This is a genomic window from Moraxella sp. HMSC061H09, assembly GCF_001809255.1.
Taxonomy (GTDB): domain Bacteria; phylum Pseudomonadota; class Gammaproteobacteria; order Pseudomonadales; family Moraxellaceae; genus Moraxella; species Moraxella catarrhalis.
This window is the reverse complement of the sequence record NZ_KV796858.1, coordinates 22,559-44,897: the sequence shown is the minus strand read 5'-3', so window position 1 is coordinate 44,897 and position 22,339 is coordinate 22,559. Positions and strand designations below refer to the sequence as shown.

Genomic DNA, 22,339 nt, shown 5'->3' with positions numbered 1-22,339 from the left:
ACTTACAACCAAAAATTATCTCTTTTTTAGGTTCAAATAACTTTTAGTCTTTCTGATTTAGCCCATGTGATAATAGGTTGCCGAACCTGGACCGACAGGTAAACCAAATACAAATACCCAAAGATAAAATAAAAGCATCCAACCGAACAAAAATATCATCGAATAAGGTAACATCATCGCCATTAAAGTACCAACACCCGTATCTTTCTTATAACGAATTGCAACTGCCATGATTAATCCAAAATAACTCATCATCGGTGTGATGATATTGGTTGTACTGTCGCCAATGCGGTAAGCAGCCTGAATCATCTCAGGTGCATAGCCTGTTAGCATCAGCATCGGAATAAAAATTGGTGCCGTAATCGCCCACTGTGCCGATGCTGAACCTAACATCAAATTCACTAAGGCACAAATTAAAATAAATCCAATCAGTAGCAAAGGTCCTGTTAAGCCAATCTCATTTAAAAAATTAGCACCTGACACCGCCATGACTGATCCTAAATTTGACCAATTAAAAAAAGCGGTAAACTGTGCAGCAAAGAACACAAGCACAATATACATACTCAATGAACTCATTGCTTGACTCATCGCATTGACAACATCTTGATTTGTTTTAATACTGCCAGTCACTTTGCCATAGATATAGCCAGGGATGGCAAAAAATACAAAAATAAATACAACAATACCATGTAAAAATGGCGACCCTGCGATCAGTCCTGTTTCAGGATGTCTTAAAATACCATTTTCTGGTACAACCGTCCATGCCAACAGTAAACAAAAAATCAGCATACTTACCCCCGCCCAAACCAGACCTTTTTTCTCAAGGGCATTTAACTGCTCAATTTTATTATCAAGCACGGTAGGGTCATCAGCATCATGGGGGTTGTATTTACCAAGACTGGGTTCAACAATTTTTTCAGTAACCAAGTAACCCAAGGCACTGATTAAAAAAGTACTGACTGCCATAAAATACCAATTGGCTTCTGCACCAACCATATAATTTGGGTCAATGATACGGGCAGCTTCTTGGCTAATACCTGATAATAATGGATCGACCGTACCAAGCAGTAAATTGGCACTATAACCGCCTGAAACACCTGCAAAAGCAGCAGCCAAACCTGCCAAAGGGTGTCTTCCTAAAGCATGAAAAATCATGGCAGCCAATGGAATTAGTACCACATAGCCAAGCTCAGCGGCAGTATTTGACATAATACCAGCAAATACCACGACTAAAGTGACTATTTTTTTGGGGGCATTCATAACCATGCCACGCAGTGCCGCTGAAATCATTCCAGAATACTCAGCAATACCCACACCCAGTAAGGCCACCAGCACGGTACCCAAAGGCACAAACCCTGTAAAATTTTTGACTAAATTTTCAACAATTTTTGCCAAGCCTTCGCCATTGAGCAAATTGACAACATAAATCATGCCATCTTCAGCACGACCTTTGGCACCCTCAGGGCGTGGGTCAATGACAGCAACATCCATGGCAGATAAGATGGCTGATAATCCCAGTAAAATGACCGACATCCAAATAAATAAAACCACAGGATGGGGCAATAAATTCCCCAACCACTCAACACCTTTTAAAAAGCGTTGCATGTGGGAAGTTTTACCAGCTTGATCAAAATCATTAGGTGATTGCAAAGTCATGATTTTTATTCCGATAGATTGATTTAATATTAAAAAACATAGTGACATAGTATAGCAATAATTTTGGTATGATATCTAATGCCATCTTTGACTATTCTTTGTCATTTACAGAAAAAAGCCCCGGCCAACGACCAAGGCTTAAAAACTTTTTCTTGTTCATCATCAAATCACTTTTAGTCCACTTTTTGAACTTGAGGCGATGCAGGCTGTCTGTCAATGGCAACTGGTTGACCTATTTTATGATATTGCCTATCAAAATAAACCAAACTGCGCTTTTCATTCTCACCTTTTCGAATGGCGATAATTTTACAAATAAAAATACTGTGCGTACCAACATCTTGGATGGTTTGAATTTCACAATCAAAACTAACCAAAGCATCTGTTAAAACTGGTGCGCCTGTACTTAACACACTCCAATCAGCATGCTCAAATCGTGCCTTTGATTCAAGTGGTGATGCAAAAACATCTGATAAATGTGCCTGCTCAGCGGATAAAGTATTAACTGCCAATATTTGATTGGCGATAAAATGTTCATAAGAGCGAGCATTGGCATTCATACACACAAGCAGTGACGGTGGCGAATCTGTCACACTACATACCGCCGATGCGGTAAACCCATGACGACCTGTATCGCCATCGGTAGTGACGATATGAACAGCAGTAGCTAGGCGCGCCATGGCATCTTTAAAAATTAATTTTTCTACCATGATTTTCCCATTTAAAATTAAAAAGGATGTAGTTGATACACCCTTAAAGTTATTTTTGTATTCAAAACTGACTTATGATAAATTTTTTGCTAATAAGCACGGTTTCACAAACTCAGTTTTAATCTTAGTTATTTACCAAGCAGTTCACGGCGAACAATCGCCGCCCCTTCACTTAGGGCATTGAGCTTGCCACGAGCCACTGTGCGAGACAAGGGTGCCATGCCACAGTTGGTTGATGGGTATAATTTATCAGCGTCCACAAACTGTAACGCCTTACGAAGCGTATCTGCCACTTGCTCAGGCGTTTCAATTTGGTTTGTTGCCACATCAATTGCACCCACCATGACGGTTTTGCCACGAATGAGTTCAATCAAATCCATTGGCACATGTGAATTTTGACACTCTAATGAGACAATGTCAATTTTTGATTGTTGAAGTTTTGGGAAACTCTCCTCGTACTGTCGCCATTCATTGCCAAGTGTCTGCTTCCAATCGGTATTTGCCTTAATGCCATAACCATAGCAGATATGCACCGCTGTTTGGCATTTTAACCCAGAGATGGCACGCTCTAAGGTTGCAACACCCCAATCATTCACCTCATCAAAAAATACATTAAACGCAGGTTCATCAAACTGAATGATGTCCACGCCTGCCGCCTCTAATTCACGGGCTTCTTCGTTTAGGATTTTGGCAAATTCCCACGCGAGCTTTTCACGGCTTTTGTAATGACCATCATACAAAGTATCAATCATCGTCATAGGGCCAGGCAATGCCCATTTGATGAGTTTGTCAGTATGAGCGCGTAAAAATTTGGCATCGTCTACAAATACCGATTTTGGGCGAGACACCTCACCTACCACGCTTGGCACGCTGGCATCATAGCGGTTGCGAATGCGAACAGTTTCACGCTGATTAAAATCTACGCCATCCAAATGCTCAATGAATGTGGTAACAAAATGCTGACGAGTCTGTTCGCCATCGCTGACAATGTCAATGCCTGCATGGGTTTGCTCAGTAAGCGACACCAACAGAGCATCTTGTTTGGCTTGTAATAACTCATCGCCCTCAAATTTCCATTCTGACCACAGTTTTTCAGGTTCAGCAAGCCAAGATGGTTTTGGCAAACTGCCTGCGGTGGATGTGGGAAGTAAAATTTTGCTCATTATATTTTCCTAAACTAAATTTGCCATTATACCAAAAATTTTAATCAACCAACCGATAAACATTCATCGGCTGATTGATTAATACTTATCGCTTATTTTTCGGCAAGCCAAGCATCCAAAATCTCTTGATATGGTTTGATAAACTGCTCTTCGGCGATTTTGCCTTGTTTGACTGCCAAATCATTACGCTCCACACGGTCATAATCCACTTTTGGCACAGCATAATCTTCATAAGTTAAGCTGCCCTTGTATATCTGACCTGCAACCGAATTGGCATTATAAATCTCTGGGCGATAGATTTTTTGGAATGCTTCCATGGTGGCGATGGTGCTGATGAGTTCTAAATTGGTGTAATCGTTCAACAAATCAGCATTTTCATCAAAATAAAACGCATAAGGGGCAACCGATTTTGGGGGCATAAAATAACGCACTTTTAAGCCCATCTTGGCAAAATACTCATCGGTCAATGAATAATCATTTTGCACATATTCCACGCCCAAAATCGGATGCGTGTTGGTGGTTCTGTGATAAGTGCGAGTGGTCGCCACGCTTAGGCACAGTACGGGTGCTTTTTTGGAATGGGCTTTGTATTCTTCGGATGCTATCATGAATTTGAACAATTTGCCATGCAAATCGCCATAACCCTCTGGCACACTAAATTCAGCCTTATCCTTATTATATTCACGAAGCAATACGCTAAAATCATAATCACGAACAAATGATGAAAAGCTGTTGCCAATGATGCCAGGGGTAGTTTTGCCTGTTTTATGGTCAACCACAGATGTTTTTAGCCATTCTAATCCTGAGAAAAATTCGCCCTTACCTGCCACATCAACATCAATAGACACAATGTCAATGAGTACCGAATAACGGTCATTTGTCGGATTGTCCCAATGTGCCAAATCATTAAAACGGTTGTTAATCATTCTGATGGCATTTTGTAGATTTTCTTTGCGATTTTCACCACGAGCCAGATTGGCAAAGTTGGTGGTCAAACGAGTGCTGGTCGCTGGCTCATAGTTTTCATCAAAACGCTGAGTATGCACTCGGCATTGAAATTGTGTGGTCATGTTGTTACCTCTTGGCTAAAATTTAAAGATGAGATATTAAACCGCATTTTTAATCTAAATAAAAGCGAAATATTTTTTAAAGAAGATGAATAAAATTCACTTAATCCAATTTACTCAGGCATAAAATACTGCAACGAAACTGGATGCTTGATTATTAACTATAAGGTTAATCATATTTGTAAAATAATTATGACAATGATGGTAAATAAAAAACCCAAAATGATGCTTTGGGTTTTTTGTCAGGCTAACTTAAAGTTATGAATGTTGGTGACCGCCTGCACCATGTGCGTGACCATGGGCAATTTCATCAGCTGTTGCCGCACGAACCTCAACAATTTCAACATCAAAAGTCAGCTCAACGCCTGCCAAAGGATGATTACCATCAACCACAACAATCTCATCATTCACATCTTTAACAGTGACAAGCATCACATGACCATCATCCGTTTGTGATTGAAATTGCATACCCACTTCAATGTTATCCACACCCTGAAAATTGGCTCGTGGTACTTCTTGTACTGCTTCTTGAACATATTCGCCATAAGCATCTTCAGGGGCAATCGTTACTTTAAATGTATCGCCTGCTGATTTACCCATCATCTGTTTTTCAAGCCCTGGGATAATGTTATGATGCCCGTGCAAATATACCAATGGCTGATCTCGTGATTGGTCAAGAATCTCACCTTCGGCATTGGTTAAGGTATAGTTGAATTGTACAACAGTATCTTTGTTAATGGTTGTCATAAGAAATTCCTGATAAACAAATTGCCATCGCTTAGGCGGGTGCCAAAGCTGTCAAATGACAAATTTTAATTACCATTGTAGCAAAAATATGCCAAAAAAACACCTTTTATCCAATACTTGATAAAAAAGTTCTAAAAAATACGATATTTTATGGTACCAAATCAGTCATTTCATCTATTTGGCATTTTTGATATAATCTTTTTGATATAATTTTTTTTGATATAATCATTGTTTAATGTCATGACTGCCAAAATGATTGATACCAAAAACAATCCATGATTCATTCAAACTCATCTTAACATGATGAGCTTGGCAAATTGCCATTAAATTAAGCCATTAATTAAATAGTCATATGGTCAAATCCACAGTAATTCTAATCCATCAATGAGTTTTAAAAAGACAATGAGCCTAAATTATCACATTAGTTTTGAGCGGTTTAATGAACATTTAGCCGATATACGCATTCATCACACAGCGTTAAGCGATACTCCTGCTTTTTCTATGGTAACATGGATTGCAGGCAGTTACTTAATCCGTGAATTTAGTAAAAATATCACCACAGTGTATTATCAAATCGGTGATAGCCTAATACGCCATCGTGCCGAAAAAATTGACAAAAAAACATTCGTACTGCCAAATGCCAAGCAAGGTGATGATATTACCATACACTATGAAGTGTACTGCCGAGATCTATCAGTGCGTACAGCATTCGTTGATGCTACGCGTATTTTTGGAAATTTTACCTCATTATTATTACTTCCAGAGGCAAATAAACAGACTCAAGCTAATATCACACTGTTTGTACCAAAGACATTTTTGGCAAACCATCTGAAATGCACAATTGCTTGTGGCTTAAAATTTGAGCAAACCAGCACGAGTGATGGGCTTGAATATCGTTTTAATGGCTTGGCAGCTTCTGAGTATTTTGACTTTCCCTTTGAAATTGGCAACCAAGATGAAATCAGCTTTGAGATTATCAAAGATAAAAAAACTTGCCTGCCACACCGATTTTTTTTGGCAGGTCGCCATCATGGCAACTTGCATCGCCTAAAGGCTGATTTAACCAAAATTTGCCAAAGCTATGTCAATTGGCTGGGCGATGCTCCCTTTGCAGATTACACTTTTATGACCATGGTAACAGATAAAGACTATGGTGGACTTGAGCACATCAATTCAACAGCTTTAATCAGTCCTCGTGGCGATATGCCTGCTTTTGACGAACCCCAAATCCCAAATGAGCATTATCAACGCTTTCTTGGGCTATGTAGCCATGAATATTTTCACGCATGGTGGGTAAAAACAGTCAAGCCTGATGTGATGATGAACAATACACTCACCGAAGAGGCTTATACGCCACTTTTATGGGTATTTGAGGGCTTCACTTCCTACATTGATGATTTAATGCTTTTAGTCTCAGGTGTGATTGATAAATCCAGCTATTTAAAACTCATTACGGCACAAATTAATCGCTATCAACAAACAGAAGGCTTGTTACATCAAAGCGTAGCAGAATCCAGTTTTGATGCTTGGATTAAGCTATATCGTACCGATGAAAATACCAACAATCAAGGCATCAGTTACTATAATAAAGGTGCATTGGTTGCCTTATTGCTTGATATGATGCTGATGGATAAAACAGACGGCAAATATCGTCTGTTTGATGTCATCAAAGCCTGTTATATAAAAACAAATAACCAACCCTTTGGGCTGACCACCCAGATTCTAGGCGAGATCATCGCTCAAATGATGGGGCAAGAAGCTTGGCAAGATTTTTATCATCGCTATGTCATTGGTGTCGATCCATTACCATTGACTGATTATTTTACAAAATTTGCCATTCAAGCTAAGTTTCAGGATAAACATAAAACATGGGGCATAAGCTTTAATGAACATGCCCATGGACTGACCATCACTCATGTCAGCCGTCAATCTGCTGCAAGCCATGCGGGACTATCTTATGATGATACCATCATTGCAATTGATGGGCTAAAAGCAACATCAGCATTGCTCAATCGGCTGGTTAAGCATCAAAATACCACAGGCTCGCCATTAACCGTACACGCGTTTCGGCGAGATGAACTGTTGTCATTTACCATTAACAACCAAAAAACCATACACCAAACAGTTAAACTTGAAGGTGATGGCGGTTTATGGCTGAATTTTGCTGATTTAACAAGTTGAGCTAATAACTATTAAGCACAAAACTTAGGTGGGCGGACACGCCAAGATGGTTTTTTTAACAAATGAATTTTACCAGATTTTGGATTGACCGCTCCCTTTGTATTGCTTGATATCAAGTTGGTTGGCTTATTTTGCTTGGGTGTTGGCTGAGCTGACAGACCCAATTTAAGTAATGTTTGCTGGTCTAACTGTAAAACTCGGCTTTCACCCACTGCCAAGCCATTCAGTTGCCAAATGCCTATTTGTGATCGGATTAACCTTAGGCAGGGCAAACCAACATGGGCAACCATGCGGCGTATTTGTCGATTTTTACCTTCAACAATGGTTATCTTAAGCCATGTGGTTGGGATATTTACTCGCTGGCGGACTGGTGGATTTCGCTGCCATAAACGAATCGGTAGTTCGTTTTCATCAAGTTTTTGTACTTTGGCGGGTAAAGTTTTCCCATCTTTTAGCATCACACCTTGTTCCAATGCCTGTATTTGTACGTTTGTTGCAATATTTTCTACTTGCACCAAATAAGTCTTGGCACATTTTGTATACTTATCTTTGGCATTTTTGGCAGTTGGTGGCGTTGTGATGGCGTGATTGAGCCTACCATTATCAGTCAATAATAATAGCCCTTCTGAATCTTTATCTAATCTTCCTGCCACACGCATCGTTTTATCATCAATAAAATCCGCTAAAGTGATCATGCCGTCATGATCTTTTTTAAACTGGCTGTGCACGCCGTAAGGCTTATTGAATAATACCAATTTTGTCATTTTATGCTTTTTTGTGTTCAAGATATGTCAGTTATACGATATGGTCGCAAATCCAAGACCCAAACTCTGATCTATTTTGGGTCAAATTGGTCTACATCATATATTGAGAGCCAATAAAAACTACCCAAGAACCAAATGACCGATGGGCAATTTGGTTCTTGGGTTGATTACGGTTGGTTTTGGTTATTAAAAGTACTTGTAAGATTGGTATATTATCATTCATTTGGCCCAATCTAAAACTCATAACCAATAACAAAATGATCAGTTTTGTGCAACAGGTGTTGGTGCATCTTCAGCATGACCGACTTGAGTAATTGCTTCACCTTCTTGGAAAAGTACAAACTCAATACGACGGTTTTGGAAGCGACCTTGTTCGGTAGCATTTGATGCAACTGGATAATCAAAACTTGCACCTTGAGTGTTCAAGCGTTCAGCAGCAACACCTTTTGATACCAAATACTCTTTAACAGCAGCAGCACGAGATTCTGATAAATCTTGATTATACTCATGTGTGCCTTGAGTGTCTGTATGACCAATGATACGCAAAGTTGTTTCAGGCACTGCCTTTAATTTTTCGGCAGCCAAATCCAAGATTTCTTTATTTTCTTGGGGAATTTCGGTTGAGTCTAAAGCAAAGTTAATGATTTGGGTATTTAATGCATTGATTAAAATATCCATCTCATTTTCTTCAACCGTATCACCCAAAGCAACAATAGCAACACGCGCTGTTTCAATACTATCGGCAACCGCAGTATTAATATCAAGTTCAGGTTCTGCTTCTACAGTAAAATCAGCGGGTAGAATATTTTTAGCACCCTCTACCAGTTTTGCTACATCTTCTGGCGTGGTTGCATTAAAGCGTACCGTATGATCATGAATCACAACGCTTGAATTTGGTACACCTTTCATCAAACCCAAAATTGCTGGTAAGTATTCTGCCGCTGGCATCGTAGCGGTATGTACATTGGTATTTTGAATGGTTAAATCTTGTACGCCAAAGACTTGAGCAATAGCTGCACGGATATGACCTGCAAGCTCTTCACTACCAACCTGAGCACGGTGCGAGTACAACGCTTGACCCGTTTCATCAACAGACAAGCTAAGCGTTGCAGGTGCTTGGGCAACACCTGTTTGTGTTGGGTCTGCCTGTACAGCATTATCCGCTACCACAGGTGCTGTATCTGTCGCAACAGGTGCCGCAACAGGTGTTGGTTTGTCTTGACATGCTCTTAACAAAAGCCATGCCAAGCCTGCAAAAATAATCAATCCAATAATCGGTAGAATCGTTTTTAGAAAAGGACTTTTTTCTTTGTTTTCGTAATGCTGGGCAGTTGGTGTTTTGACTGGGGTGGTAGCCGCAGCTGGATGAACTGGTTCTGTCACAACACTTGGTTTGACAGGCTCTTTCACAACAGCAGAGGCTGTCGTTACAGGCTCGGCGGTGGTTGTGGCAGCGGTTGCAAATAGCCCTGCTGGCAATAAAGTATGCGCCCAAGTTGGCAAACGGTTTTCTTCTTTAGCCAATTGAGTACGAATAAAAGACGGTACAGACAATACACCTGCTTGCTCTTTAATGCGTGCCAAAGCCAAAGGTGCTGCCGTTGCGATTGCGGTGCGTGCCGTTACTGGCGAAACATGATATTCATCGGCTAATTGATTACTCAAAGAAGCAATCTGATCTTCACCAGTTGAAACATCACTAAAAGCAACATTGAGCAGATGATGCCCATGCTCAAGCTCATTATCAGGCAAAGCATTGGCACGCTGATACACATCTTCATTACTCAAGCGTCCTGCAAAAATGGTATAAAATGCGGTTAACAAATTAGATTTATCAGCATTATCGCCATCTTGATTTTTAATCGAAGTTAAGACATGCGGCGTAATGCGTTCATTTAATTTATTAATTAAGCTCATAAGTCACTCCATAGGTCATTTTAAATTTAAATTTCATTATCCATCAGCAAAATGCCGATGCCGTCCTTAAGAAAAACAACAAGTTGCTTGAAGCCACTTGTTTTATAACGCTATTGTGACTGATTTTATGGCAACTTAAAAGCGCTGGCAACAATTGATAAACAAAACCGCCTTTTATTCGCTCAAAAAAAATTAAGCAATTACAAAAGTAAATGATGAATGGTTTTTTATTTACATATCTGTAATATTATAGTAATTATGATAGTAATTAATTCTCAATGATTTTAATCATGAAGCAAAAACCCTCAATACCCACTCATCAAATTGACAGATAAACCATTTGATTGATTTTATGCACATACTTTTTGGCATATAAATTACATGAACCACTTATACTTAAAATCAAATTTACCAAAAAGTCGGTAGATTTTATTCACTTGTTATTAAAATTAGCCATAAAATCGTACAAAGGCTAAGCATTTTACCAAAAATCTGCTAGACTAAGCGTGTATTTATCAATCAATGCAAACACATATCATGAATCACACAACTGTCATTATTATCATTACTGTCATCATCAGTATCGCCGCATGGCAATCTAGACCTTTGCTTGAGCGATTGATTTTTTATCCACCTGCCGTCAATAAAGGTCAATATGACCGCTTGCTTACTCATGGATTTATCCACGCCAATGGCATGCATTTACTGTTTAATATGTTTACGCTGTACTTTTTTGGTCGTGTGATTGAACGGTTTTATATTGATAAATTTGGCAATTTGGGCTTTGTGGGTTTTTATATTTCGGCGATTATTATTGCGATGCTACCTACTTATGCACGCAATAAAAACAATACTTACTATTCAAGCTTAGGTGCATCAGGTGCGGTCAGTGCTGTTTTATTTGCTTATATTTTATTCGCCCCTTGGAATACGCTGTATTTATTTGCCGTCCTACCCATTCCTGCGATTGTATTTGCGATTGCTTATGTGGCTTATAGTATTTGGGCTGACCGCCGAGATAGCGGAAATATCAACCACTCAGCACATCTTTTTGGTGCAGTCTTTGGCGTAGTAGCGACAATTGCCATTGAACCAAATCTGATTGTTCACTTTCTTCATCGTCTGCTAAATCCATCATTATAATTGAGTTAAGTGGAAGCATACCTGCCTTTGACGGCTTAATATTATCTTATCACAGCCATCAAAGGTAGGTTGCCTAAGACAAATACGGCTTTCACCAAGCTTTAAAATGGCTTTTGATATAACCATCAGGCAAGCTATCTGGCGTATATTGCCACTTCGGATTTTTATCTTTATCAATCAATAATGCACGCACACCTTCAGCAAATTCGCCATTATGCGAGCAATGAATTGCAACAATATATTCTAAATCCATCACCTCATCAAAGCTCATATTCTCCACTTGATTTGCCATATGCCATGTAATCGCCGCCGATGTCGGTGAGCCAGCGATATAAGTTTTAAATGCCTGTTGAATATATTCAATGTTAGAACCCAATCTAGCAAGTGTATCAAATGCTGCCAAGTCACCCGCCTGCTGCATCATACGCTCAATCTCATCACGATGAGGCAAAAGCCACCCTGTTGGTAGAGTGTGGTTATGATGCAACTGACCAAGCAGTGCATTGAGCATCTGATGATTTTTGGTGGCATCATCTGACCAATCGGCAGTGGTCAGCGCTTGTATTAACACATCAAAATCATCACTTGCCATACCAAAATCTGCCACACCTAAAGCAAGTGCATCTGTACCGTTAATTCTTGCACCTGTCAAACCCAAAAATAAACCGATCTTATTGGGCATATGCCTTAAAAAATAAGAACCGCCAGCATCAGGAAACAGCCCAATACTAATCTCTGGCATCGCCATCATTGTGGTTTGCGTGACAATGCGATGACTTGATGCGACTGCCAAGCCCATACCGCCACCCATGACAATACCATCCGCCCAAACGATGATGGGCTTTGTATAACTTTTTATTTGTTTACATAAGGCATATTCTGTAGAAAAAAACGCCTTGGCAGTTGGATTTGGGAAAATCTTGGGGTTATAGCCATGATATAAACCACGAATATCGCCACCTGCACAAAATGCTTTATCTGCTGCTCCACAAAGCAACACCGCAGCCACACTGTCATCAATTGCCCATTTATCTAAACACGCTTGAATGGCTGCCACCATCTCCAAGTTGAGCGCATTGAGTGCATCAGGTCGGTTTAATGTAATGATTGCAATACGCCGCTTATCATGGACCATTAAAAAATCCGTCACAATTGTCATCATCATTCCTTTTTCATCATAAAAATCAAAGATACAAAACCACGCCATTTTGATTATACTAAAATTTGTAAAATTGCCAAATAAAATTTCATCTGATTTATCGGCGATGCCTGCCTTTTGGATATCCAAAAATGAAATCTTGTTTTTTAAATTTGCATTTTTGGTATAGGTTTGGTAGTTTGTTCATAGACAATTTAATCATAAATAAGAGCCGATTATGTTTTTTTTATTATCTCCTGCCAAAAATTTAGATGAAAAGACTGCCATCCCGTTACCATCTCATACAGTTTATAGCAACCCTCGATTCATTGAGCAAGCTGCTCAATTAATGCAAACTTTAAAAAACTATGATGTGATTGACCTGCAAGAATTGATGGGCGTCTCTGCCAAGATTGCCGAGCTTAATGTCATTCGCAATCAGCACTGGGCTTATCCCTTTGATGAAAATGCCAAACCTGCCATTTATTTATTTGCTGGCGATGTCTATACAGGTTTGGATGCGTATCATCTCAACGAAAACCAAATTAATTATTTAGATGATAGATTGGGTATTTTATCAGGGCTATATGGTCTATTAAAGCCACTGGATTTAATATTACCCTATCGACTGGAAATGGGTACTAAATTTCAGACAAAGCAGGCAGATAATCTCTATCAATTTTGGGGCAATAAAATTACTGATCAAATCAATCAGCATTTAAAGCAATCAGACGGTATTTTGGTTAATCTAGCCTCTCAAGAATATTTTGGTGCTGTTCACCCCAAACAAATTCAAGGGCGTATCATTACCCCTCGCTTTGAAGATGCAAAAAATGATGGTTATAAAGTTGTGAGCTTTTATGCCAAAAAAGCACGCGGACTGATGGTCAATTATGCCGCTAAGCATCAGATTCAAGATGTTGAAGATTTAAAATATTTTGATACCGATGGTTATTATTTTGCCCCCAGTGTCAGCGATGAAAATCATTGGGTATTTCGCAGAGAATGGTAATCGTTGGCAAAATCATCACACAAAATAAAATGAACAGTATTAATTTAATACTGTTCATCAAAATCTACTAAAATAACACAACCTAATAATTAATCAAATCAATGATTTAGGCTGATTATTGGGTTATTTAGCTTATTTTCTCTTTTTACCGCCTTGTACAGCCTTAAAGCGTGGATTTGACTTACAAATCACAAAAGTACGACCACGACGGCGAACAATTTGGCAGTCTTCATGACGATTTTTAGCAGATTTCAGCGATGATAATACTTGCATGAGCTTACTCCGTTGAGAATTTACTTAATATTAATACGATATCATTCAATATTAAGCATAAATATGATAATAAAATAGATGGCAAGAAATAGATATTAAAACATTATACGATGATTTTTAAAAATATGCAAGAAAAATCATGCCATATTTCACTGTTGTTAAACAATCAATCACCATCTTTGTTTTACCAACCCTTAAGCGATATCTGAAATATCGCTTAAGCCAATAACTGATTTGTGTTGTATCCACAGTGCCAATCAAATCTTAAGGTTATTCATCAATGGCCTGTATTGCAGTCAGAGCAATTGTATAAACAATATCATCTACCAAAGCCCCACGAGATAAATCATTGACAGGCTTATTCAAGCCTTGGAGCATCGGACCAACACTGATCACATCAGCTGTGCGTTGAACAGCTTTATAGGTCGTGTTACCTGTATTTAGATCAGGGAAAATTAAGACATTTGCCTCACCTGCTACTGCTGAATTTGGTGCTTTTTGTTTACCGACATTTTTGACAGTTGCGGCATCAAATTGTAATGGACCATCAACTTTTAACTCTGGCGACTTTTCACGAATGATTTGTACAGCTTGTTTAACAGTATCAACATCAACACCTGAACCTGAATCGATGGTAGAGTAACTGATCATGGCAACTTTTGGGTCAATGCCAAAGGCTTTGGCTGATTTGGCAGACTGAATAGCAATCTCTGCCAGCTGTTCTGCGGTTGGATTTGGATTGACCGCACAGTCGCCATAAACCATGACTTGTTCAGGCAAGAGCATAAAAAAGACACTAGAAACTAAGCTGTACTGTGGTGCTGTCTTAATCAATTGAAACGCTGGGCGAATGGTGTCGGCAGTCGTATGAACCGCTCCTGATACCAAACCATCAACATCGCCCATATGTAGCATCATCGTACCCAAAACTACCGTATCTTGTAATGCTTGCTTTGCCCCAGCTTCATCAATTTTACCCTTACGGCGTTCTACCATGGGGGCAACATATTTTTCAGCGATGCTGGCAGGGTCAATGATTTCAATATCATTTGGTAATACCACGCCACGCTCTGCTGCTACCGCTTCAATCTTGGTGCGTTCACCCAATAAGACACACTGAGCAATGCCACGACTCTGGCAAATTACAGCAGCTTCAATGGTTCTTGGCTCATCACCTTCTGGCAGTACAATGCGTTTTTTGGCGGCTTGTGCTTTTTGGACAACTTGATTGCGAAACGCATATGGTGAGAGTTTTTTGACTCTTGTTGTTGCTTGATAGTTTTTGATAACTTCTTCATCAACTGTCAACTGCTCACCATCAATCGTTGCCCATACAGTTACCCCAAATTCATCTACGCCTGCTGCAATAACACCCAGCACACGCTCAGACTTAAGACCGCCAAACGCAGCAGCAAAAACTGCAAGCTCTTCAGCATTTTGGCTGACAAATAATACATCGGCATCCAGACCATTTGCCAAATCACGATTGACCAAACTGGCATAAGGCGTATTTGGTAAAGTCGCCAAACCTTTAACAACCGTCAGCTTTGCACTTTGGGCAGCAACTACTTTTTCAAGCATCTCATCAAGCCGACCTTCAGTGACTGCTACTCTAAGCTTGCTATCGCCTTCACTATCAAATGGTGCAATGTAAGCTGCACCAATGCTTTTGGCAAAATTTTCTACGATGGATGAAAAATTTGGAGCGTCAAATGTCGGAATCAATAACAGTGCTTTCATATGTACCCTTAATAAATATATGATAGATTGGTATTAACACAAAAACCGCTCAACTGCTTGAACGGTTAGTTAAGTATTTATAACAAATTATAATCCCAAGACCGCACGGCTTTCGCTGGCGATTTGGTATTCTTCATCGGTAGGAATCACCCAAAGCTCAATCGATGAATCTTCGGCATGGAAACTGCCTTCAGCACCACGCATCAACTTATCATTCTTAGTGGTGTCAATTTTTGCACCCAAATGTTTTAGGTGCTTGATAATATCGGCACGCATTTCAACAGCATTTTCACCCACACCACCTGTAAAGGCGATGCCTGTAAACTCAGGCAATGCTGCAGTTAGGCTTAGGAGATATTTGGCGGTACGATAAGCGAACATGTCCAGTGCCAAACGAGCATCTGCACTGCCCTCTTTATCAGCAGCTTCAAGATTTCTCATGTCATTTGAGATACCTGATACGCCAAGCAAACCTGATTTTTTATTGAGTAAGGTGTCAACTTCGTCTAATGATAAGCCCAATGTGCGATTTAGATGAATATGCAAACTTGGATCAACATCCCCTGAGCGTGTACCCATCATCAGCCCTTCTAGCGGTGTGATGCCCATTGAGGTATCTAAGCTTTTACCATCATAAACTGCGGTAGCAGAGCAGCCATTACCCAAGTGGGCAACCAACCAACCATGCACACCTTTGGCATCAGTAAGCTGGCTGGCACGATTTGAAACAAACGCATGCGAAGTGCCATGAAACCCATAACGGCGGATTTGATGCTCAGTGTACAGATTTTTTGGTACTGCATAACGATAGGCATACTCAGGCATGGTTTGGTGAAATGCCGTATCAAAAATTGCTACCTGTGGTAAATCAGGATAAATGGCATTAATCGCTTGGATACCTGCAGCATTGGCAGGATTATGTAGCGGTGCTAGACTTGTCAATGCTTCAATGGTTGACAATACCTCTTCATCAATCACGGTAGCAGATTTAAATTTATCGCCACCATGCACCACACGATGACCCACAACCACAGGCTTATGCGCTTTAATCAAATCTTCTAAGATAACTTTCAGTGCGTCAGCATGAACACCATTTGGAATGTCAATAATCGTCGCTTCACCCTCTAAATTTTTATGCTTAATGCGAGCTTCAGGATTACCCAAGCCTTCTGCCAAGCCCTCAATGCGACTCCCACCATCTTCACTGATAAGGGCATATTTGATGGATGAAGAACCACAATTTAGAACCAAAGTGGGATTTGCTAAGCTCATGTACGCTCCTTGATGTATTGCGTCTATTGTGTTGACTGTGAACAAGAAATTTTATCTTAAAATTCCTAATAAATCAACCTGTACCATCTTTCTTGTCAAGCAATAAATATCATTTTAAATATAATTTTTTGAAAAATATGCACTCATAACCATTGATAAATAACGCAATCCATTTAAGTGAGCCAAATTCACATCCACCAACCAATTTGGCAAAAATGCATACCAATTTTTAGCATATTTGGTCTAATTGATCGCCCAAGCCTTGGGTGTTGTGCTAAAATATTCAGCAAATGGGCAACTTTGTTTAATCTAAAATTTGGCTTGCCTGCCCAAGTACAGTAATGGATTTGATGATTTATGAATATGATGAAATACTTATTTGGTTTATCTTTAATGATAAGTTTGCTTTCAGCTTGTGGTCAAAAAGGTTCATTATATCTACCCGATGAAAGTACGCCCGTGATTGAGCCGACACCCATCAGCGATGATATGAATGACTACTAAAACTATATCGGCTATTTTTTATTAAAATTAGGATAATGTTATGACTTTTAGCCCAGTCAGCCATCATCAAGATGGTGCACTGTATATTGACCCCCAAGCTTTGGCAAATGCTTTACCGCATTTTGAGTATATTGATGGCACTTTACATTTTGATGGTATCAACACTCACACACTCAAAGAAATCTATGGCACGCCTTTGTATGCATATTCACAGCGTACACTTTTAGAAAATTATCAAAGCTACACTGATGCCTTTGATGCCATTGACCATCAAATTTGTTATGCCGTCAAAGCCAACTCAAATCTTGCCATCCTAAAAACACTGGCTAAAGCAGGTGCAGGGTTTGATATTGTCTCCAAAGGCGAGCTGGCTCGTGTGCTTCAAGTTGCCGATGCCAAAAAGGTCGTGTATTCTGGTGTTGGTAAAACGGCTGATGATATTGAATATGCACTCAAAGCAGATATTCATTGCTTTAATGTAGAATCTCTAAGTGAGCTTGATACCATTAATGAGGTAGCAGGTCGCCAAAACCAAATCGCACGCATTTCACTGCGTATTAATCCAGATGTGGATGCCAAAACTCATCCTTATATCTCAACTGGCATGAAAGATAATAAATTTGGCATCAGTCATGAACAAGCGGTGGCTGCCTATGTGTACGCACATCATTTGCCAAATCTTAAGATTGTCGGTATTGATTGCCATATCGGGTCACAGCTACTAGATACCGATGGTTTTTCTGATGCGTTGGATAAATTAATTGAGCTGATAGATACCTTAACCGATAAGGGTATCAAGCTTCAGCACATTGATCTTGGTGGTGGCTTGGGCGTACGCTATATTGATGAAAATCCTGTCAGCATTGATCAAGTTGCAACGGTATTACTCCCACGCTTAAAACAGCTTGGATTAAAATTGTACTTAGAACCAGGTCGCAGCTTGGTAGCAAATGCTGGCGTACTTTTGACAACTGTGGATGTGCTTAAGCCCACCGAATTTAAAAACTTTGCCATCGTTGATGCTTCAATGAGTGAGCTGATTCGCCCAGCACTGTATGAATCACAGATGGCAATCATTCCCGCTAAGCTTAGTCGGGATACTGCCAAAACTTGGGATGTGGTTGGTACAGTCTGCGAATCCAGCGACTTTTTAGGCAAAGATCGCATTTTATCTTTACAAGTTGGCGATACCCTAGCCGTCACAGGTGCAGGTGCATATGGATTTAGTATGGCATGTAACTACAATACCCGCCCAAGACCGTGCGAGGTGATGGTCAATCATGGCACTCATCGCTTGATTCGCAAGCGTGAAGCGTTAGATGATCTGTGGAAAGATGAACTCATCTAAATCACACCCATCGCAGATGCTCTGAAACTTTCAGGGCATTTTTATTATCTACTTACAAGCGTTCATGCCACAAGTTTTTATGGCTTATTTAAGATATTTAGTTAATTAATTTTTTAATAATTTTTGAAATTTTATCCACAAAACCAAATCAATACTGTTTAATATTATCAGTGATTTTTCATCAATCACTCCATAAAATCATTAGCCACCACGCTGTTTTCATGTTAAGATACAAATGACATAACTAAAAATAAGGACAGGCCAATGCTCATAGAATTTACAAAAATGCATGGACTGGGCAACGATTTCATGGTGATTGATCTGGTTACCCAACGCATGACACTGACTCCCGAATTAATTCGCCTACTTGCCGATCGACGGATTGGGGTAGGATTTGACCAATTATTAATTGTTGAGCCACCAAGTCGCCCAGATATTGATTTTAAATATCGGATTTTTAATGCAGATGGTTCTGAGGTGTCCCAATGTGGAAACGGTGCTCGATGTTTTGCTTCATTTGTACAAGCCAGAAAACTATCTTTTAAGCAGCGTTTACGAATTGAAACCTCAAGCGGTATCATCATCCTAAGCACCAATCGCTATGGGTGGGTGCAAGTAGATATGGGCAAGCCCAAGTTTGAGCCTGACCAAATTCCTTTTACCCCAAAGACCATCACCAAAGTTGGGCGCGCCTATCGCTTGGATGTCGATGGCATACCTGTTCAGCTTTATGTCGCCAACATCGGTAATCCGCATGCAATCATCAAGGTCGATGATGTCTTGGATGCCGATGTCGATAGATTGGGTAAACTCATCGAATCACACGAAGCATTTCCTGAAAGAGTCAATGTCAATTTCGTTCAAGTCATTAATCAGCGTCATGTGCGAATTCGTGTCTATGAGCGTGGCGTTGGTGAAACCCAAGCCTGCGGTACAGGTGCCTGTGCTTCTGTTGCGACAGGTATTCGGGAGGGCTGGCTAGATGAAGGGGTGGATATTCGTGCCCAGTTATATGGCGGGAGTTTGGCAATTCGTTGGCAAGATGGCTACTCACTCATCATGACTGGGCCAACTGCCTTTGTGTATGAAGGCGTATTTAGTCCAGATGGTTTGGCGGCATCGGCTGGCATTAAGCTTGACCCAAATGCAGACGATGTTTACTGATGAGCAGATTATCGCATTTCATCGCACCCACTCATTCTAGCCATCAATCAGATCCAAGCTCACCTGCTTGGGGCTATTTATCATCTTGGTGTGATGAGCTAAGACTACAAAATTACTCTAAGCATACCATCACAACCTATCAAACAGCCTTAATACAGTTTTTCAATTTTTTGGAGTCTGATAACTATCTTGGCGGCGATCCTTTGGCTTGCCGTCGCCAAGATTTAACTCGATTTTTTAGCACTCGCTTAGAAGAAGAAAAAATAAAACCCATCAGTGCCAAGCTTAGCTTATCTGCCATTCGGATTTTTTATCAATTTTTAATCAAGCAAGGTGTTATCGCAGTTAACCCCACAACAGGCTATAAAATCAAATCGGCACCCCGAAAACTGCCCACTGTCGCTGATGAGCTGCTCATAAAGCAACTGCTTGACCAAAAAACGCCTGAAGATACAGCCAAAGCATATCTATGGATACGCGATAAAGCAATGTTTGAGCTGATGTATAGTAGTGGACTTCGCCTATCTGAACTGGCAGGCTTAAATATGGGCGATGTTAATTTTGACATTGGCATCGTACGGGTGTTGGGCAAAGGCAACAAAACTCGCCAAGTCCCTGTGGGCACAAAAGCCATGATTGCTCTTCAAGACTACTTGCCTCATCGTAACTTATGGCAAAAGAAAAATTGTAAAGCGTTGTTTATCAGTGAGCGTCACGGCACTCGTCTTAGCACGCGTGCGATACAGCTTCGCCTAAAAGTATGCGCCACCATGGCGGGCATTGAGCTTAATATGTATCCGCACCTATTACGCCACTGCTTTGCCTCTCATGTACTGTCATCTAGCGGTGATCTGCGTGCCATTCAAGAGATGCTTGGTCACCAAAATATCAGCACTACCCAAATATACACGCATGTTGATTTTGGCGCACTGACGAAAGTATATGACCATGCCCACCCTCGTGCGTATCGCACAAAAAATAATCACGGCTGAACACTTTAATCGTCAAAGATATCCAAATTTTTTCTACAAAATTTGGGTTTTATCAAAAAATTTCGTATTATGTCTTAACAATCTTGTCAATTGTTCATCAAACTATCAAATAAAATGTTATCACTCATTACTTGATACATGATTATTTTTAACACTGTGATTTGATAAAATATTATTCAAGTGCATATGATTGCATATATCATTTGCTTTACTTATCATTAATCAGGTCAAAATAAATACTTTTGACCTGATTAATATTTATCATAAATATTTATGATAATGGATAGAATTTGATAGTTTAGCCTACCAACTGTTTGGCAATCCAATGCTTAACTGGGGGGAAGTTATTACTAAGACGCAACGCCATATCACGCACCGTACGCATGGGCAGCGTATCTGTTGTAAATACGGTTACCATGGCATTCGTACCATGATATAAAGGTCTGGTATGTGCCTGATGGCGACGATTGTACATAGATAGTAGGTGATTTGAGCCGATGTCCAAGCCACGGCGGTGTGCTTGTAAAATCAGTGGTGCCAAAGTATTGGCACTCTGCAGACCCAAATTATAGCCATGTGCAGTCACAGGGTGCATACCGACTGCCGCATCACCAATGAGTGCTGCCCGATTGGCATGAAACTTATGTGCATGAACGCCCATCAGTGGATAATGATGTACCGTACCTGCAATCGTAAATGTACCAAAACCATCGCCAAACATTCTTTGAGCTTCGTGAGCCAATTGTTCTGGAGTCATCTTTAACAGCTCATCTGCTTGTGTATTATCTAGCGTAATGACACAATTTGTCATGGTTTCGTTCAGCGGCAGCAGTGCCAAAGTGCGACCATACAAAAAGCATTCTTGAGCTGTGCCATGATTTGATAACGGATGAGTGACTCGAAATACGATCACCGTACGACCAAAATCATGCATGTGCGCCCCAATGCCAAGCATACGCCGCATGCCAGATAGGCGACTGTCGGCAGCAATCACAAGATCTGCATACAACTGCTTGCCATTCATCAAAGTCACGCAGGCTTTGGTGTCATCTGTATTCACATCAGTGACAGTTGCATCAGTGATGAGCGTGACATTATCCATCGTTGCCACTTCATCATACAACGCCTTTTTGATGTTGTGATTAGAGATCAAATTACCCAATCGGTCAAGCGAACGCTGTCTGTGCATTAACTTAGGTACTTGAAAATGCAGAGCGTAATTTAAATTACCGTTATACACCTTAGCATCTTTTAAAGGATAAATCTCATCAGGGGCAAATCTTTGCCAAGCGCCCAGATTTTGTAGGATTTCTTTGGAAGTATTGGTTAAGGCAATCTCTCGGCCGTCATAGGCAGGGTTTTGTAAAGCGGCTAATGATGATTTTTCAATCAGCGTCAAACGCACATCACTACCCTTAAAAAATCTTGAAAAAGCAAGCCCTGCTGGTCCTGCCCCTACGATAATAATATCACTACAATGGCTGTTGTTGCTCATAAATTTCTCTATCGTATGTTAATGGATTATTTACCAAAATTAGTCATTTTTATTGC

General features: G+C 40.1%; 18 protein-coding genes and 1 pseudogene. 7 read left to right on the top strand and 12 right to left on the bottom strand.

Annotated elements, in window-relative coordinates:
• Positions 1-57 precede the first annotated feature (57 nt).
• The 5 genes from HMPREF2573_RS08190 to HMPREF2573_RS08170 form a co-directional block, all read right to left on the bottom strand.
• A complete protein-coding gene (locus HMPREF2573_RS08190; protein ID WP_003657756.1) occupies positions 58-1,656 on the bottom strand; it encodes an AbgT family transporter in 1,599 nt (532 codons plus the stop codon).
• A 173-nt stretch (positions 1,657-1,829) separates the two neighbouring features.
• The gene (locus tag HMPREF2573_RS08185; RefSeq protein WP_003657755.1) at positions 1,830-2,363 is read right to left on the bottom strand and encodes a flavin reductase family protein; all 534 of its coding nucleotides are present in this window, start codon (positions 2,361-2,363) and stop codon (positions 1,830-1,832) included.
• A 128-nt stretch (positions 2,364-2,491) separates the two neighbouring features.
• Positions 2,492-3,526 (bottom strand): methionine synthase, encoded by a 1,035-nt coding sequence (locus HMPREF2573_RS08180; RefSeq protein ID WP_070473166.1) that lies wholly within the window; start codon positions 3,524-3,526, stop codon positions 2,492-2,494.
• A 92-nt stretch (positions 3,527-3,618) separates the two neighbouring features.
• Positions 3,619-4,596 (bottom strand): DUF1852 domain-containing protein, encoded by a 978-nt coding sequence (locus HMPREF2573_RS08175; RefSeq protein ID WP_003657753.1) that lies wholly within the window; start codon positions 4,594-4,596, stop codon positions 3,619-3,621.
• Between the two features lie 255 nt (positions 4,597-4,851).
• Complete coding sequence (locus tag HMPREF2573_RS08170; RefSeq protein WP_003657752.1) at positions 4,852-5,340, bottom strand: FKBP-type peptidyl-prolyl cis-trans isomerase; 489 nt, start codon at positions 5,338-5,340, stop codon at positions 4,852-4,854.
• A gap of 402 nt (positions 5,341-5,742) precedes the next feature.
• Here HMPREF2573_RS08170 and HMPREF2573_RS08165 point away from each other — a divergent pair, with 402 nt between their 5' ends.
• Positions 5,743-7,521, top strand: a complete 1,779-nt coding sequence (locus HMPREF2573_RS08165; protein ID WP_003674157.1) for a M61 family metallopeptidase — start codon at positions 5,743-5,745, stop codon at positions 7,519-7,521.
• 11 nt (positions 7,522-7,532) lie between these two features.
• Here the strand turns inward: HMPREF2573_RS08165 and HMPREF2573_RS08160 are convergent, their stop codons facing one another.
• Entirely contained in the window at positions 7,533-8,285 is a 753-nt protein-coding gene (locus HMPREF2573_RS08160; protein WP_070473162.1) for a pseudouridine synthase, read from the bottom strand.
• A gap of 261 nt (positions 8,286-8,546) precedes the next feature.
• The gene (locus tag HMPREF2573_RS08155) at positions 8,547-10,202 is read right to left on the bottom strand and encodes an OmpA family protein (RefSeq protein ID WP_003657748.1); all 1,656 of its coding nucleotides are present in this window, start codon (positions 10,200-10,202) and stop codon (positions 8,547-8,549) included.
• Between the two features lie 537 nt (positions 10,203-10,739).
• On the opposite strand from HMPREF2573_RS08155, the gene HMPREF2573_RS08150 reads away from it, so the two are divergent.
• Positions 10,740-11,345 (top strand): rhomboid family intramembrane serine protease, encoded by a 606-nt coding sequence (locus tag HMPREF2573_RS08150; protein ID WP_081569708.1) that lies wholly within the window; start codon positions 10,740-10,742, stop codon positions 11,343-11,345.
• A 91-nt stretch (positions 11,346-11,436) separates the two neighbouring features.
• Here HMPREF2573_RS08150 and HMPREF2573_RS08145 read toward each other — a convergent pair whose 3' ends face one another.
• Complete coding sequence (locus tag HMPREF2573_RS08145) at positions 11,437-12,633, bottom strand: enoyl-CoA hydratase/isomerase family protein (RefSeq protein ID WP_070473154.1); 1,197 nt, start codon at positions 12,631-12,633, stop codon at positions 11,437-11,439.
• Between the two features lie 88 nt (positions 12,634-12,721).
• On the opposite strand from HMPREF2573_RS08145, the gene yaaA reads away from it, so the two are divergent.
• A complete protein-coding gene (gene yaaA / locus HMPREF2573_RS08140) occupies positions 12,722-13,495 on the top strand; it encodes a peroxide stress protein YaaA (RefSeq protein ID WP_042510435.1) in 774 nt (257 codons plus the stop codon).
• Between the two features lie 132 nt (positions 13,496-13,627).
• On the opposite strand, the gene ykgO is transcribed toward yaaA, so the two are convergent.
• The 3 genes and pseudogenes from ykgO to HMPREF2573_RS08125 all read right to left on the bottom strand — a co-directional run bounded on the left by ykgO (position 13,628) and on the right by HMPREF2573_RS08125 (position 16,780).
• Positions 13,628-13,768 carry a type B 50S ribosomal protein L36 gene (gene ykgO, locus HMPREF2573_RS08135; protein WP_003657744.1) on the bottom strand — a complete coding sequence of 47 codons (141 nt, stop codon included), beginning with the start codon at positions 13,766-13,768 and terminating at the stop codon, positions 13,628-13,630.
• Positions 13,769-14,038: 270 nt separating this feature from the next.
• Positions 14,039-15,337: pseudogene (pta, locus tag HMPREF2573_RS08130) on the bottom strand (phosphate acetyltransferase); the annotation flags it as partial.
• 258 nt (positions 15,338-15,595) lie between these two features.
• Positions 15,596-16,780, bottom strand: a complete 1,185-nt coding sequence (locus tag HMPREF2573_RS08125; protein WP_070473151.1) for an acetate/propionate family kinase — start codon at positions 16,778-16,780, stop codon at positions 15,596-15,598.
• A 366-nt stretch (positions 16,781-17,146) separates the two neighbouring features.
• On the opposite strand from HMPREF2573_RS08125, the gene HMPREF2573_RS09120 reads away from it, so the two are divergent.
• The 4 genes from HMPREF2573_RS09120 to HMPREF2573_RS08110 all read left to right on the top strand — a co-directional run bounded on the left by HMPREF2573_RS09120 (position 17,147) and on the right by HMPREF2573_RS08110 (position 20,788).
• A complete protein-coding gene (locus HMPREF2573_RS09120; protein WP_226889934.1) occupies positions 17,147-17,284 on the top strand; it encodes an LPS translocon maturation chaperone LptM in 138 nt (45 codons plus the stop codon).
• 40 nt (positions 17,285-17,324) lie between these two features.
• Entirely contained in the window at positions 17,325-18,632 is a 1,308-nt protein-coding gene (gene lysA, locus HMPREF2573_RS08120; protein ID WP_003657739.1) for a diaminopimelate decarboxylase, read from the top strand.
• Positions 18,633-18,896: 264 nt separating this feature from the next.
• Positions 18,897-19,796, top strand: coding sequence for a diaminopimelate epimerase (gene dapF, locus HMPREF2573_RS08115; RefSeq protein ID WP_065249048.1), 900 nt, complete (start codon positions 18,897-18,899; stop codon positions 19,794-19,796).
• Positions 19,796-20,788, top strand: a complete 993-nt coding sequence (locus tag HMPREF2573_RS08110; protein ID WP_065249049.1) for a tyrosine recombinase XerC — start codon at positions 19,796-19,798, stop codon at positions 20,786-20,788. The genes dapF and HMPREF2573_RS08110 overlap by 1 nt, the downstream gene beginning before the upstream one ends.
• A 298-nt stretch (positions 20,789-21,086) precedes the next feature.
• Here HMPREF2573_RS08110 and ubiM read toward each other — a convergent pair whose 3' ends face one another.
• Positions 21,087-22,283: a 5-demethoxyubiquinol-8 5-hydroxylase UbiM gene (gene ubiM, locus HMPREF2573_RS08105; RefSeq protein WP_003657736.1), complete on the bottom strand. Its 1,197-nt coding sequence runs from the start codon at positions 22,281-22,283 to the stop codon at positions 21,087-21,089.
• Positions 22,284-22,339 lie beyond the last annotated feature (56 nt).